Origin of the sequence: Pseudonocardia nantongensis, assembly GCF_046546495.1 — a bacterium.
GTDB lineage: Bacteria > Actinomycetota > Actinomycetes > Mycobacteriales > Pseudonocardiaceae > Pseudonocardia > Pseudonocardia nantongensis.
In genome coordinates, this window is sequence record NZ_JBKGXT010000002.1 from 95,695 (window position 1) to 108,250 (window position 12,556).

The following is a 12,556-nucleotide window of genomic DNA, read 5'->3' on the forward strand; positions in this document are numbered from 1 at the left end:
GGTGAGATGCCGGCGAGTGTCTAGCTGAGTGACCAACAGTTGACCGGTCGGACAGTCACGGACTCCAGAGGACGTCTTGACCTGCCTGGATCGCGGTTCCCCGCTCGTCAACGGTGCCGTGCAGGTGCCCGGGGGTCAGGGGATCGCGAAGTGCGTGCTCCCGCCACGCTCATCAGGAGTGGTGACGATTCGGCGGTCGCAGTAACCATCGTTGAGCCATTCGCGACACGGTGGGTAGAGCCCCGAGTCGTGGGGTCGGCGTCACGAACTGGGGTCAACGATGAGTATCGGCCGCTTCGCCCTTGCCGGTGTCATCGCAGCCACCTTCACCACCGCCGCGTGCACCGCCGCGTCGGGCGCAGACCGAGTCGACCTTGAGCCGGCGGTCCCGTTGGCCGGCCAGTCCGCACCCGCCGCCAGCCTGCTGCCCCGCGTCGACGCTGGCTCGTCCAGCCTGAGCGTGGCAGTGGGCGGAGCGATCGAGGCGACCCAAAGGGAGCGGGACCGGGCCGCAGCGGCGGAGAAGGCGGCCGAGGAGAGGGCGGAAGCGCAGGAGGCGGCCAAGCGCAGCCAGGCCCCACGGTCCGCAGAGAAGGGGGCGACGAAGAAGCCTGGTGGTGGCTGCGCGCAGCAGGCGATGGCCGCCGGGCAGTTCGACTCGTCGTGCTCCGCTTACCAGGGATACCTGGACCCGGGTACGTCCGCTGGCCGTGCGCCGACCAGCGGCGAGATTCAGATGCAGTACGCGTGCCAGCAAGGGCTGGTCCCCAAGAGCGACTGCTGACGCGGTGCAATCTCTCGGTGGCAGTACCGGGCTGCAACGGTCCTCGGCCCGTCCGGGGGTACTGCGTCGAGTTCGGTCTCGGTCTCCGGCGTGCGCAGGATGTCCGTTCGTCAGCCGTTCGTCAGCATGCCCACCGATACCGATAAGCAGCCACATGGCGCGGACGTCATCCACGCAGGTCAGTCCGTGTGCGATCGGGAACCCGCAAGCCCGCGGATCGTGCTAGTTCGTTCCGGTTCAACGTCTGACGTCATTGACGCGTTGCGTGATGCTGGCGTCCCCGGCGCCGCGGTGACCCTCGACGACCTTCGATCGTCACCCGGTAACCCCGCTCGAGTCGCTGAGGGGAGACCGCTCGCTCCGATGGACGAGCTCGCCCCCGTTCACCCCGGCGAGGTGCTGGTGGAGGAGCTCATCGCGCCGCTCGGCGTCACGCAGCCAAGGTCGCGATCGCGATCGGCGTACCACTCTCGATCAACGAGATCGTGCACGGCAAGCGGCGGATCAGCGCCGACCCGGGCGCTGCGACTCGCCCGCTACTCCGGTACGACCGACCTGTTCCGGACCAACCTGCGGAACCGCTACGACCTGGAGATCGAGCGGGACAAGCTCGGCCCGGGGCTGGACAGCATCGAGCCGCTGCAGCCCGCGTGACCGTCACCCGCTCCGCCACCTGCTCTGCCACCTGCGCTGTCTCCTGCCCCGTCGCGGGGCCGAACGCGCACGTGATCGGAGAACGCGCATCCGATCGGGCGCGCGTTCTCCGGTGTGGTGCGCGTTCTCGGGGAACGGCGCGCGGTCGGCGCTCTGGGCAGGGATGCCGGCCCCGGGGCTGCGTCCGGTGCGGATCAGCGGGCTCTCGCGGCTGTCGGCGACGGTGGCTACCGTCACACACCATGACCAGCTTCAAGGCCGAGGGCCAGCTCGCCGAGTTCCTGCGGCGGGTCCTGGCGGGGGACGACGACGTCGCACCGGTGACCGTGATCTTCGGCGCCGGCGCGGTGACGCCCGAGCAGCAGTCGTTGGCGGATCAGTTCGCCTCGTCGCTGCGGGAGCAGGGCTACATCGAGCCGGCCACGGGCGGGCCGGGCGACGACCTGGCGCGGGTACGGGTCAGCCGGCAGGGCCACGACTGGCTCGCCGAGTACGAGCAGCGCTCCGGACCCGCCGGGCCGGGGCCGGGTGACCGCGACGGCGCGGGCTCGCCACGTCCGGATGGAGGTGTCGGTCTCGCCTGAACGGCCGTACCGACTATCGCGGGCCGCCACGAGCACGCCACCGTTCGGCGATCGTGATGCGGCCGACCGGCGGCACCCGCCACGGTGGACGTCGCGGAACCGGGCCGTCCTCCGGACGATCATGCAGGTCGGAAGGTGCGATCGGGTGTCGCCCGGCCGGGTTCCGATGCAGCCGGAACCCGGGACGCGCGCGGGTCACGGGCGTTGCCCGGGTGTGATGTGCAGCTCATTCGAGATCACGACCGTAACGTTCCCGGTCGGAGCGATTCGATCACGGATAGTGACATGAGAGCCGACTACTGGTTGCGCAGAGTGTCAGCGGTCCACGACGAGCGGTCGTGACGCCCGATGTCGGAACGCTGATGCAGCGTTCAATGAGGGTCGGTTCTATCTGCCGGTGATGGCATCGCTACGTTTCCGGCCACGCCGATTCGTGACGCACCGTGAGCGGTCGGGAATCGGTTCATCCCGACGAGAAGGAGATCGATGACTATGAGCGCTCCCCGCATCCCCGCCCGCCGGCCGTCCATCCGCCGCATCGCCGCTGTCGGCGCCCTCGCCGTCCCGATGACCGTCGCCGGGGCGGGATTCGCCTTCGCCGGCGACTACGGCGACGGCGGCGGCCACGACAAGGGCAAGGGGGACTGCGGGAACTCGGTCGCCCACCAGAAGGGTGGCCTGCTGGGTGCCGACGCCGCCGTCGACCCGGCGCTGAACCTGGGCGGGATCGGCAACGACGGCCCGGTGTCCCAGCAGTCCACGAAGCTGGACAAGTCCAACTCCGGCGTCACGCAGTCCGGCTGCGGCGACCTGGAGGCCGTCCAGGTCGACGACCTCGTGGGTCTCGGGCTGGACGTCAGCCCGTCCGCGAACGTCGGCGGCATCCTCAACTCCGGCCCGGTCGAGCAGTCCACCACCGACGTCGACCGGTCGAACAGCGGCGTCACCCAGGACGGCTCCGGGCACGGCTCCGACGGTGACGCGATCGCGTCCCAGAAGGGCGGCCTGCTCGACGTCGACGCGGAGGTCAGCCCGCAGATCAACATCGGTGGCCTGCTCTCGAGCGGCCCGGTGTCGCAGGACACGACCTCGGTGGACCAGAGCAACTCGGGTGTCGTCCAGGGCTGATCTGCCGATCGCTCGCTGCGGAGCACGTGCCGCCCGGGCCGATGGACCCGGCCCGGGCGGCACGGCCCGTGGCGTCCCGCGCACGGGACACCGGCATCAGCATCCGCCTGTGCCGCCGGCGCGCCGCTACCGGTCCGGCACCGGCCGGTTGCAGGGTGCGCCCCACATGCCCGCCCGGGCGTCCTGTGCGATCCGCTCGCCGGTCTCGAACCCCGCCCGGTAGCGGCCCTCGCCCGGCGACACCCAGCCGGCGGTCAGCGCCGCGTCGGTGTAGGACTGCTGACTCGGCAGCACCATGTACGCAGGCCAGGTCGGCGAGTCCGGCGCCGGCGCGGGCAGCGTCGGATCCGGCACCAGCGTGACCTCCTCGCCGGCCAGGGTGTCCCGGGCGAACCCGAGAGCGTCCGCCTGTGCGCACTCCGGGGTCTGCGTGATGTCCACCCCGGTGATCGACACGGTGACCGGCCGCCCCTGCACGTCGACCACGGCCGTCGCCGGGTCGAGCACCTCCTGTACCCGGCCGAACAGGGTCGGGGGGCCGGAGAGCGGGCCCAGCGCCGCGACACCGGGCCCGGGCTCGGCGGCGGCCGGGGTCGGGCCGCCGGTCCGAGTGAACATGACCCCGCCCAGCACTCCGGCGATCGCCAGAACCAGGACGGCAACAGCCGCGAGCAGCCGGCGTCGACCGGACGGCCACCCCGTGAACGGCGAGCGGGCTCGATGGCGTGGTTCGGACAGCATGGTCGGTGTTCGTAGTCACCGGCGGTTCCGGTTGGCGAACGGGACGAATCGTGACCGGATCGCATCGGGACCGGCGAGGGGACGTCCGGAGCACGGACACCGCCGGGTCGTCTCGCGCACAGCGCGGGGCGGCGCGCCCGGGACCGCTGCTAGGTTCGACCCTTCCGTTCGGAGCCGGAGGTCCGCGGCAGCAATGATCAACGTCCGGGAGCTGCACCCCGACGACTGGGAGGTCTGGCGAGACCTCCGGATCGCCGCGCTCGCCGAGGCCCCCTACGCGTTCCACAGCCGGCTCGAGGAATGGCTCGGCGTCGGCGAGACCGCCTGGCGGGAACGGCTGGCCGCCCCCGGCCGGTACTTCGTCGCCGATCTCGACGGCCGACCCGCCGGGATGGCGTGCGCGATCCCGCCCGACCCGGAGGGCATCGCCGACCTGTTGTCGCTGTGGGTGGCCCCGCACGGGCGCGGTCTCGGGATCGGGGACGCGCTGGTGTCGGCGGTCCTGGCACAGGCCGCGGCGTGGCACGCCGAGCGGCTCGCGCTGCACGTGGTCATCGGGAACGACGCGGCGTCGGGGCTCTACCGCCGGCACGGGTTCGCCGATTTCGGCACCGTCGCCCGGCCGGACGGCGTCGTGGAGATCCGGATGGAACGCCCGGTCCCACAGGATCTGCCACACCGCTCCTGAGCTGCGACGACCCCGGAACTGTCGGGGGTCGGTCGTAGCGTCCCCGGCATGACCGCAGCCATCCGACCGGCCTTGCCGGCCCTCGCCGAGGCGGCGGCCGCGCTGCGGTCGTCCTGGGCCCGGGACACGTGCGACGAGGCCGACGTCACGGCATGGACGCCGGGCCGACCGTCCCGCGGGCAGTGCGGGGTCACCGCCCTGGTGCTGCACGACCTCTACGGCGGCGACCTGCTGCTGGCCGAGGTCTGGAGCCGGGACGGGCGGTTGCAGGGTTACCACTGGTGGAACCGGCTGCCGGGCGGGGCGGAGGTCGACCTGACCGGGGACCAGTTCGTGCCGGGCGAGACCGTCCAGCCGCCGCGGGTGGTCGTCCGGCCGGTCGGCCCGCCGCGGCGTTGCCGGGCCCAGTACGAGCGGTTGCGCGAGCGGGTCTGCGCCCGGCTCGCCGTCCCGGGGCCGCAGCGGTGACCGGGTCGGGGGCATCGCCGCCCGGGACGGGCCCGGGGAGGGGGCGGTCAGTCCGTGCCGGTACCGCTCCCGGTGGCCACGCCGCCACCCGAGCCGCTCCCGGGGCCGGCGCCGCCCGCGTCCGGTCCGCCGCCCGCGTCCGGTCCGGTCGCCGCGTGCCGGCCGGCCGCACCGTCCGCCTCACGCTGGGCGACCAGCAGGTCCCTGATCTCGGTGAGCAGCTCGACCTCGGTCGGATCGGCCGGGCCGGCCTCCTCACCGCGCTTGCGCCGCTCCTGGATCGTCTTCAGCGGCAGCACGACCAGGAAGTAGACCACCGCCGCGGTGATCGCGAAGGTGATCAGGGCGTTCACGAAGCTCGCCCAGTCGAAGGTCACCCCGTTCACCTGGACCGCCCCGGCGAGCTCGCCGCCACCGGAGAGCAACTGGATCAGCGGCTTGAGGAACGCCACGGTGAAGGCGGTGACCACGGCGGTGAACGCGGCACCGATCACGACCGCCACGGCCAGGTCCACCACGTTGCCGCGCAGCAGAAAGTCCTTGAAACCCTTGATCATGTCCGTAACCTCCGGCCGGTTCCGGTCGGCCGTGCCCGGCCGCCCGCGTGCGAGCCTGGCACTGTCCGCAGCGGACGGACAGGCCCCGATCCGGAGGTCGTGCGCCACAGGGCGGCCCGTCCGGGGGCCGCGGGCCCGTCCGGTCAGCGGCGTCCGGAGCGCACTGCGTCGGCGAGCTCGCCGAGCAGGGCGTCCGTGGTGTCCCAGGACATGCAGGCGTCGGTGACCGAGAGCCCGCGCTGCATGTCCGGGCCGAGGTCCTGGCGTCCGGCGAGCAGGAAGCTCTCCAGCATCAGCCCGGTGACGCCCCGTTCCCCTGCGGCGATCCGCCCGGCCAGCTCGCGCACGACCGTGGCCTGCCGCACGTGGTCCTTGCCGCTGTTGCCGTGGCTGGCGTCGACCACCACCCGCTCCGGCATGCCCGCCTCGCGCAGGGTCTGCCGGACCTCGGCGACGTCGTCGGCGGAGTAGTTCGGCCGCACCCCGCCGCGCAGGATGACGTGGGTGTCCGGGTTGCCGGTCGTGGTGACCAGCCCGGCCAGCCCGTCCGAGTTCACGCCCATGAACACGTGCGACGCCGCGGCCGCCCGCATCCCGTCGACCGCCGTGCGCACGCTGCCGTCGGTGGCGTTCTTGATCCCGACCGGCATGGACAGCCCGCTCACCAGCTGGCGGTGCACCTGGCTCTCCGCCGTGCGCGCACCGATCGCCCCCCAGGTGACGACGTCGGCGATGTACTGCGGCGTGATCGGGTCGAGGAACTCGCACCCCACCGGGAGACCGAGGGCGGAGATGTCGAGCAGCAGCTTCCGCGCGGTGCGCAGGCCCCGATTGACGTCGAACGTGCCGTTCAGGCCCGGGTCGTTGATCAGGCCCTTCCAGCCCACCGTGGTACGCGGCTTCTCGAAGTAGGTCCGCATGACCACGCACAGCGCGTCGGAGTGCTCGGCGGCGCGGGCGGCGAGGCGCTGCGCGTAGTCCAGGGCGGCGTCCGGGTCGTGCACCGAGCACGGCCCGACGACGACCAGCAGCCGGTCGTCGGCACCGTCCAGCACGCCGCGCACGGCGTCCCGGCCACGGGTCACCGTGTCGGCGACGTCCGGGCCGGCGGTCAGCTCGTGGCGCAGCAACGCCGGGGAGATCAGCGGGCTGATCTGCTCGATCCGCCGGTCGTCCAGCAACGGGGTGGTCATCGTGCTCATCGGGGGTCGTGGTCCTTTCCCGGCGGACCGCCCCGGATCACCTGCCCCGAGCCGGTCCGTGATGCCGGCTCATGGGGATGGAGGTCAGCGCACTACCGCGCAGGCCGACCCATCCCGGGCCGGCTCGCGAAACCAGTAGTAGTGGCGCAGCACGACTCGACCGTACCCCACGGCCGGCCCGGCGACGACCAGCGCGGGACGGCGACCGGCGTGGTACCACCGACCCATGCGGATCGCCCTGGCCCAGATCTCGTCCACCCCGGACCCCGAGGCGAACCTGGCCGAGGTCGAGCGGCGGACCCGCGAGGCCGCCGACTCCGGCGCCCGGCTGGTGCTGTTCCCGGAGGCCACGATGTGCTGCTTCGGGGTCAAGCTCGGCCCGGTCGCTCAGCCGCTCGACGGGCCGTGGGCCACCCGGGTGCGGGAGGTCGCGGCCGGGGCGGGGGTGACCGTCGTCGCCGGGATGTTCACCCCCTCCGGGGACGGCCGGGTCCGCAACACCCTGCTCGCCACCGGGGCCGGGGTCGAGACGCACTACGACAAGATCCACATGTACGACGCCTTCGGGTTCGCCGAGTCCGACACCGTGGCGCCCGGGGAGGCCCCGGTGACCGTCGCCGTCCCGGAGGCCGGTGGACCCGGGACCGGACCGACCACCGTCGGCCTCACCACCTGCTACGACGTCCGGTTCCCGGGCCTGTACCAGCGGCTCGCCGACGAGGGCGCCGCGGTGCTGATGGTGCCCGCCTCGTGGGGGGCGGGCGCGGGCAAGCGCGAGCAGTGGGAGCTGCTGGTCCGGGCGCGGGCGCTGGACACCGGCTCGTTCGTCGTCGCGTGCGACCAGGCGGACCCGACGACGCTGGGCCGCGAACACGGGAAGGCCCCGACCGGGATCGGGTACAGCACCGTCGCCGGGCCGCGTGGCGAGATCGTCGACGCGCTCGGGCCGGAGCCGGGCCTGCTGGTCGTCGACGTGGACCCGGACGCCGCGGAGCAGGTCCGCGAACAGATCCCGGTGCTGCGCAACCGCCGGTTCTGAGCCGTCGCCGGCCACCGGCCGTGCCGTCGGGGCCGGCCGCACCGGGCCGGTCCCGCGGTCAGCCCCCGGCGGTGCTGATCCGGTCCGAGATCTGGCCGGCCAGATCGGTGTCCTTCGCGGTCAGCCCGCCCTCGGAGTGCGTGGACAGCCGGAAGGTCAGCGTGTTGTAGCGGATGTCGATGTCGGGATGGTGGTCGGCGGCTTCGGCGTCCTCGGCGACCCGGTCCACCACCGACACCGCCGCGACGAAGTCGGGCAGTTTGGCGGTGCGGACGATCGCGTCGCCGGCACGCTCCCAGGCGGGCAGCGTGTTCAGCGCGTCGGTGATCTGGTCGTCGGTCAGCAACGGGGTGGCCATGTCGCCATCGTGGACCAGAGCGCGGCCGGCGTCGCGGTGGAACGGCCGACGGGCCGCGTTCCTGTCGGGCAGCCGGGCGGTCAGGTCTCGCGGCGGGTCAGCAGGTACACGGTGACGCCGGCTCCGGCGACCGCGAACCCGGCGGCCCGCAGCGCGGTGGCGCCGAGCGAGCCGAGGTCCGGCGGCACCGCGGTGACCGCGGCGAGGACCTCGTGCCAGTGCCCGGAGGGCAGCAGCGGCGCCATCGGGTCCCAGAGCACACCGGCCGTCGGCGCCACCGTCGTCGCGGCCAGCCCGACCGCCACCGCGACCGCCGGGCGCCGGACCGCCGCCGACACCGCCAGCAGCAGCATCCCCAGCCCGGCGAGCTGGCCGGTCATCCACACCGCGACGAGCGCGGCCCGGGCCAGCGTCGACCCGACGCCGTACGGGCCGGGGCCCAGCACCAGCAGCCCGGCGGCGGTGCCGACCGCGGACGCCGTCACCGCGGCGAGGCCCGCCGCCACCGTGACCCCGGCCGCCTTGAGCGCCACCAGCCGGCCGGGCCCGACCGGGGCGAGCCGCAGGCCGTCCAGCGTGCGACGGGCACGTTCGGCGGCGAACGCGTCGGCGGCGACCAGCACCACCGGCATTCCCAGCGAGAACGCCGCCGGCTCGGAGTTCGCGACCATCAGCACGCCGAGCGCGTGGGCCCCGGCGCCGGCGCTCCCGGCCAGCCCGATCGCCGCCAGCACCGGGACCAGCGCGAGCGCGCCGAGCGCCACCGCGGTGCGGGGGCGTGCCACGGCCAGGGCCAGCTCGGAGCGCAGCAGCCGGCCGAACGGGGCCACCGGACGGTGCCGGGCCGGAGCGGTCACCGGCGCGGTCACCGGTGCGTCCCCGTACCCGCGGGGACCCGCGCCGGTGCGCCGGTGAGCCGGGCGAAGACCTCCTCCAGCCGCGCGGCGGGTCGCGCCACCTCGTGCACCGCCACGCCGGCGTGTACCAGCAGCGCCACCACATCCGGGGCCGCCGGACCGGGCGCGACGTGCACCCGCGACGCCGGTCCCAGCTCGGCGTCCAGGCCGCGGGACTGCAGCGCGCGGACCGCGCGGCCGCCGTCCGGGGTCGTCACGACCAGCCCGGACGGCCCGCCCGCCAGCAGCGCGCGCAGCTCCCCGGCGACGACGAGCCGGCCCGCCCGCAGCACCGCGACGTGCGAGCAGGTCGCCTCGATCTCGCCGAGCAGGTGCGAGCTCACCAGCACGGTGGCGCCGGCCGCGTTCATGTCGGCGATCAACCGCCGGACGTCGAGGGTGCCTGCCGGGTCCAGCCCGTTCGTCGGCTCGTCGAGGACCACCAGGCGTCGCCGGGTCAGCAGCGGGGCCGCGAGGCCGAGCCGCTGGCACATGCCCGGCGAGTACGTCAGGACCTTCCGGTCGGCCGCGTCGGCCAGCCCGACCCGCTCCAGGGTCGCGTCCACCGCGGCCGGGATCCGCCGGGTCTCCAGCAGGGGTTCCGCGGCCGCGTACCGGAGCAGGTTCTGCCGGCCGGTGCGGTGCGGGTGCAGGGCCGGGCCCTCGATGAAGGCGCCGACGTGCGGGAGCACCTCGGCCGCCCGGTCCGGCAGCCGGCGACCGAGCAACTCGACCGTGCCCGCCGTGGGAGCGAGCAGGCCCAGCAGCATCCGCAGCAGCGTGGTCTTCCCGGCCCCGTTCGGGCCGAGCAGGCCGAGCACCGACCCCATCGGGACGTCCAGATCGACGTCGTCGAGGGCCCGGACCGCGCCGAACCCGCGACCGACCCCGATCGCGCGAACCGCGGGTGGCCGTCCGGCCGGAGCGACAGGCGGACCGGGAGCGGGGGCGAGGGCAGGACGCACGCGTCCCAGCGTGACCGGCCGGGCCGGCGAGCGTGGCCGTTCCGGCGGACTCGCCGCACCGCGCCGCCGCCCCCGGCCCGACCTGGTGCAGCCGGGTGGGCAGGTCCGGGGCCGGAGCCTGCGACGATCACCGGGTGCCGGTGCGCAGCCTCGACCACCACGTCCCGGGTCCGCCCCGTCTCGTCGCCGGCGTGTTGCGTGAGGCCGCGCCCGCCGCGGCGGCGGTGACCCGGGCCGGGGCCCGGCTCGAGGTCCCGACCCGGCTGCTGGTCGCCGGCGACGAGGTCGAGATCGTGCTGGCCGGCGGGCTGCTCCGCTGCCGGGCCCGGATCACCCGTGCCGGGACCACCGGCCTGGTGTCCGGGCTGGCGGCCGGACCGGTGGCCGCGCTGCGACACGCGACCGTGCTGGCCCCGAGCGGGAGCGGCACCGCGGTGCGCGACGAGCTCTCCTGGACCCCGCCGCTCGGTCCGCCGGGCCGGCTCTCCGACCCCGTGCTGGGCCGGTTCGCCCGCCGGCTCCTCGACGCCCGCCGGGACGCCCTCGCCGCCCGGACCGCCGAGCTCGTCACGGCTCCGGCGGTGGTCGGCGCCGCGATGGTCCGGGACGGCCGGGTGCTCGTCGCCCAGCGTTCCTATCCGGCGGAACTGGCCGGACGGTGGGAGCTGCCCGGGGGCGGCGTCGAGGCGGGGGAGACGGGGCCGGAGGCGCTGGCCCGGGAGTGTCGTGAGGAGCTGGGCGCCGGGGTCCGGGTCGGCGGGCGAGTCGGCACCGACCTGCCGATCGGGCGCCGCGTGCTGCGGGTGTACCGCGCCGACCTCGAACCCGGGTCGCCGGAGCCGGTCGCGCGCGAGCACCGCGCGCTGTGCTGGGCCGGTCCGCGCGAGATCGCGACGCTGGCCTGGCTGGACGCCGACCGCGCCGTCGTCGCCGAGCTGCTCGACCTGCTGCGCCGCCGACCGTCCGTGTGACTCTCCGACCGGACCCCACCCGCGGTTCCCGGTGCCGGAACGGCGATCTCCGCCGGATCCGGGGAACCGATCGGCTCCCGGTGTCGTCCAAGCCGCATGACACCGAGCTGCATGACACCGAGCTGCATGACACCGAGCTGCATGACACCGAGCTGCATGACACCGACCGCATCCGCGATCGAGGAACTGCTGGGCGCCCAGGCCGGAGTGCTCAGCCGCGCCCAGGCCCGTGCCGCCGGGCTCTCGGTCGACGCCGTGGACCGCATCCTGGCCGCCCGGCGCTGGCTCCCGGTGCAACCGCGCGTCTACCGGGACGCGGCCCACCCGGACACCGTCGAGGCCGGGGTCCGCGCCGCCGTGCTGTGGGCGGGTGCGGACGCCGTGCTCTCCGGGGCCGCGGCGGCGTGGTGGTGGGGGCTGCCGATCGGGCCACCGGGAACGGTGACGGTCACCGTGCCGCGGCGCCGGGCCCCGCGACCGCGGGACGGGATCGTCGTCCGGCGACGGGCCCTGGACCCGGCCGATGTCACCGCGCATCGAGGGGTTCCGGTCACCGGGCGGGCGCTCGCGGCCCTGGAGGCGGCCGTGGAGCTGGGCGGGGCCGGTGGTGCGGCGCTGCTGGACCGGGTGCTCGCGGCGCCGCCCGGGGCCGACCGGCTCGACCCGGCACGGCTGGTGGCGGCGCACGCCCGCAACGTCGGCGCGCGCGGGTCCGCGGCCGCGGGGGAGCTCCTGGCCGGGGCGCTCCGCCGGGCCCGGGCGGGCGCCGCGCACCGGATCCGGGCGGCGCTGGTCCGGGCCCGGATCGGCGGGTGGCGCTGCGACCACCCGGTGGCCGGGGTCGTCGTGCCGCTGGCGTTCCCGGCGGCGCGGGTGGCGGTCGAGGTCCGTTCCGGCGCGCCCGCCCCGGCCACCGACGCCACGGCGGTCCTGGTGGCCGGGACCGGCGACGAGTGGCGACGTGCGGTGCTGCGCCGGGCGGGCTGGCGGGTGCTGGTGCTCGATCCGGCCGAGGTGCTGCACCGGCCGGGCCGGGTGGTGGCCGCGGTCCGCTACGTCCTCACGGACCGCCCACCGGGACCCGGGCTCCCGTCCGCCGCCGGGTGAGCGTGGCCGGGAGCGCGGGCCGAGACCGCGTTGTGACCGCCCCGACCGTGTGATCCCGGCCATTCCACCCGGCCGGTCCCCGGGTGTCGGCGGCGGCGTCCGGACGGTGTCGCAACCGCGCCGGCGGCGCGTGCGGAACCGGGTCGGGCCGGGGTACACGGGAGCCGCCCCGGGCCTGCGGACGTGTGCGTCCGCCCGATCTGGACGCCGGTGTCGTCGCTGGTCAGCGACCCGAGAGAGGGTTCAGTAGACCCGGGCGACCTTCAGTGCGCGCTGGTACGCCTTGCCGTCCAGGTCGTCCGCGCCGGCCTTGTACAGCCGCATCGCCACCACCGGGCACTCCTTGCAGCGCTTCGGCTTGGACCGGCAGCACTTCTTCTTGACCTTACCCATGATGAGGTCAGGCTAACCTGC

General features: G+C 74.9%; 16 protein-coding genes. 9 read left to right on the top strand and 7 right to left on the bottom strand.

The features are described 5' to 3' along the window. Positions 1-280 precede the first annotated feature (280 nt). From ACLFMI_RS02385 to ACLFMI_RS02400, 4 genes are all read left to right on the top strand, one after another. On the top strand, positions 281-784 hold the full coding sequence (locus ACLFMI_RS02385) for a hypothetical protein (protein WP_410946032.1): 504 nt from the start codon (positions 281-283) through the stop codon (positions 782-784). Positions 785-1,147: 363 nt separating this feature from the next. Beyond that, a complete protein-coding gene (locus ACLFMI_RS02390; protein WP_410946033.1) occupies positions 1,148-1,438 on the top strand; it encodes a helix-turn-helix domain-containing protein in 291 nt (96 codons plus the stop codon). A gap of 242 nt (positions 1,439-1,680) precedes the next feature. Further along, entirely contained in the window at positions 1,681-2,022 is a 342-nt protein-coding gene (locus tag ACLFMI_RS02395; RefSeq protein WP_410946034.1) for a hypothetical protein, read from the top strand. A 492-nt stretch (positions 2,023-2,514) separates the two neighbouring features. Then, a complete protein-coding gene (locus tag ACLFMI_RS02400) occupies positions 2,515-3,150 on the top strand; it encodes a hypothetical protein (RefSeq protein ID WP_410946035.1) in 636 nt (211 codons plus the stop codon). A 126-nt stretch (positions 3,151-3,276) separates the two neighbouring features. On the opposite strand, the gene ACLFMI_RS02405 is transcribed toward ACLFMI_RS02400, so the two are convergent. After that, complete coding sequence (locus ACLFMI_RS02405) at positions 3,277-3,891, bottom strand: hypothetical protein (RefSeq protein WP_410946036.1); 615 nt, start codon at positions 3,889-3,891, stop codon at positions 3,277-3,279. Positions 3,892-4,084: 193 nt separating this feature from the next. Here ACLFMI_RS02405 and ACLFMI_RS02410 point away from each other — a divergent pair, with 193 nt between their 5' ends. Both ACLFMI_RS02410 and ACLFMI_RS02415 read left to right on the top strand, forming a co-directional pair. Continuing rightward, positions 4,085-4,579 (top strand): GNAT family N-acetyltransferase, encoded by a 495-nt coding sequence (locus ACLFMI_RS02410; protein WP_410946037.1) that lies wholly within the window; start codon positions 4,085-4,087, stop codon positions 4,577-4,579. Positions 4,580-4,627: 48 nt separating this feature from the next. Next, the gene (locus tag ACLFMI_RS02415) at positions 4,628-5,047 is read left to right on the top strand and encodes a YunG family protein (RefSeq protein ID WP_410946038.1); all 420 of its coding nucleotides are present in this window, start codon (positions 4,628-4,630) and stop codon (positions 5,045-5,047) included. Positions 5,048-5,094: 47 nt separating this feature from the next. Here the strand turns inward: ACLFMI_RS02415 and mscL are convergent, their stop codons facing one another. Further along, on the bottom strand, positions 5,095-5,604 hold the full coding sequence (gene mscL, locus ACLFMI_RS02420; protein ID WP_410946039.1) for a large conductance mechanosensitive channel protein MscL: 510 nt from the start codon (positions 5,602-5,604) through the stop codon (positions 5,095-5,097). A 143-nt stretch (positions 5,605-5,747) separates the two neighbouring features. Further along, on the bottom strand, positions 5,748-6,806 hold the full coding sequence (locus tag ACLFMI_RS02425) for a 3-deoxy-7-phosphoheptulonate synthase (protein ID WP_410946040.1): 1,059 nt from the start codon (positions 6,804-6,806) through the stop codon (positions 5,748-5,750). Positions 6,807-7,032: 226 nt separating this feature from the next. Between ACLFMI_RS02425 and ACLFMI_RS02430 the strand changes: the two genes are divergently transcribed. Then, entirely contained in the window at positions 7,033-7,845 is an 813-nt protein-coding gene (locus ACLFMI_RS02430) for a carbon-nitrogen hydrolase family protein (protein ID WP_410946041.1), read from the top strand. A gap of 58 nt (positions 7,846-7,903) precedes the next feature. Here ACLFMI_RS02430 and ACLFMI_RS02435 read toward each other — a convergent pair whose 3' ends face one another. The 3 genes from ACLFMI_RS02435 to ACLFMI_RS02445 form a co-directional block, all read right to left on the bottom strand. Next, complete coding sequence (locus ACLFMI_RS02435; protein ID WP_410946042.1) at positions 7,904-8,203, bottom strand: 4a-hydroxytetrahydrobiopterin dehydratase; 300 nt, start codon at positions 8,201-8,203, stop codon at positions 7,904-7,906. Positions 8,204-8,283: 80 nt separating this feature from the next. Further along, positions 8,284-9,072: a hypothetical protein gene (locus ACLFMI_RS02440; protein WP_410946043.1), complete on the bottom strand. Its 789-nt coding sequence runs from the start codon at positions 9,070-9,072 to the stop codon at positions 8,284-8,286. Beyond that, complete coding sequence (locus ACLFMI_RS02445; protein WP_410946044.1) at positions 9,069-10,064, bottom strand: ABC transporter ATP-binding protein; 996 nt, start codon at positions 10,062-10,064, stop codon at positions 9,069-9,071. Before ACLFMI_RS02445 ends, ACLFMI_RS02440 begins: the two co-directional genes overlap by 4 nt. A 134-nt stretch (positions 10,065-10,198) precedes the next feature. Here ACLFMI_RS02445 and ACLFMI_RS02450 point away from each other — a divergent pair, with 134 nt between their 5' ends. Beyond that, positions 10,199-11,035, top strand: coding sequence for an NUDIX domain-containing protein (locus tag ACLFMI_RS02450; protein WP_410946045.1), 837 nt, complete (start codon positions 10,199-10,201; stop codon positions 11,033-11,035). A gap of 156 nt (positions 11,036-11,191) precedes the next feature. Further along, complete coding sequence (locus tag ACLFMI_RS02455) at positions 11,192-12,142, top strand: hypothetical protein (RefSeq protein WP_410946046.1); 951 nt, start codon at positions 11,192-11,194, stop codon at positions 12,140-12,142. 243 nt (positions 12,143-12,385) lie between these two features. Here the strand turns inward: ACLFMI_RS02455 and ACLFMI_RS02460 are convergent, their stop codons facing one another. Beyond that, positions 12,386-12,535 carry a hypothetical protein gene (locus ACLFMI_RS02460; RefSeq protein ID WP_410946047.1) on the bottom strand — a complete coding sequence of 50 codons (150 nt, stop codon included), beginning with the start codon at positions 12,533-12,535 and terminating at the stop codon, positions 12,386-12,388. Between the last annotated feature and the right edge of the window lie 21 nt (positions 12,536-12,556).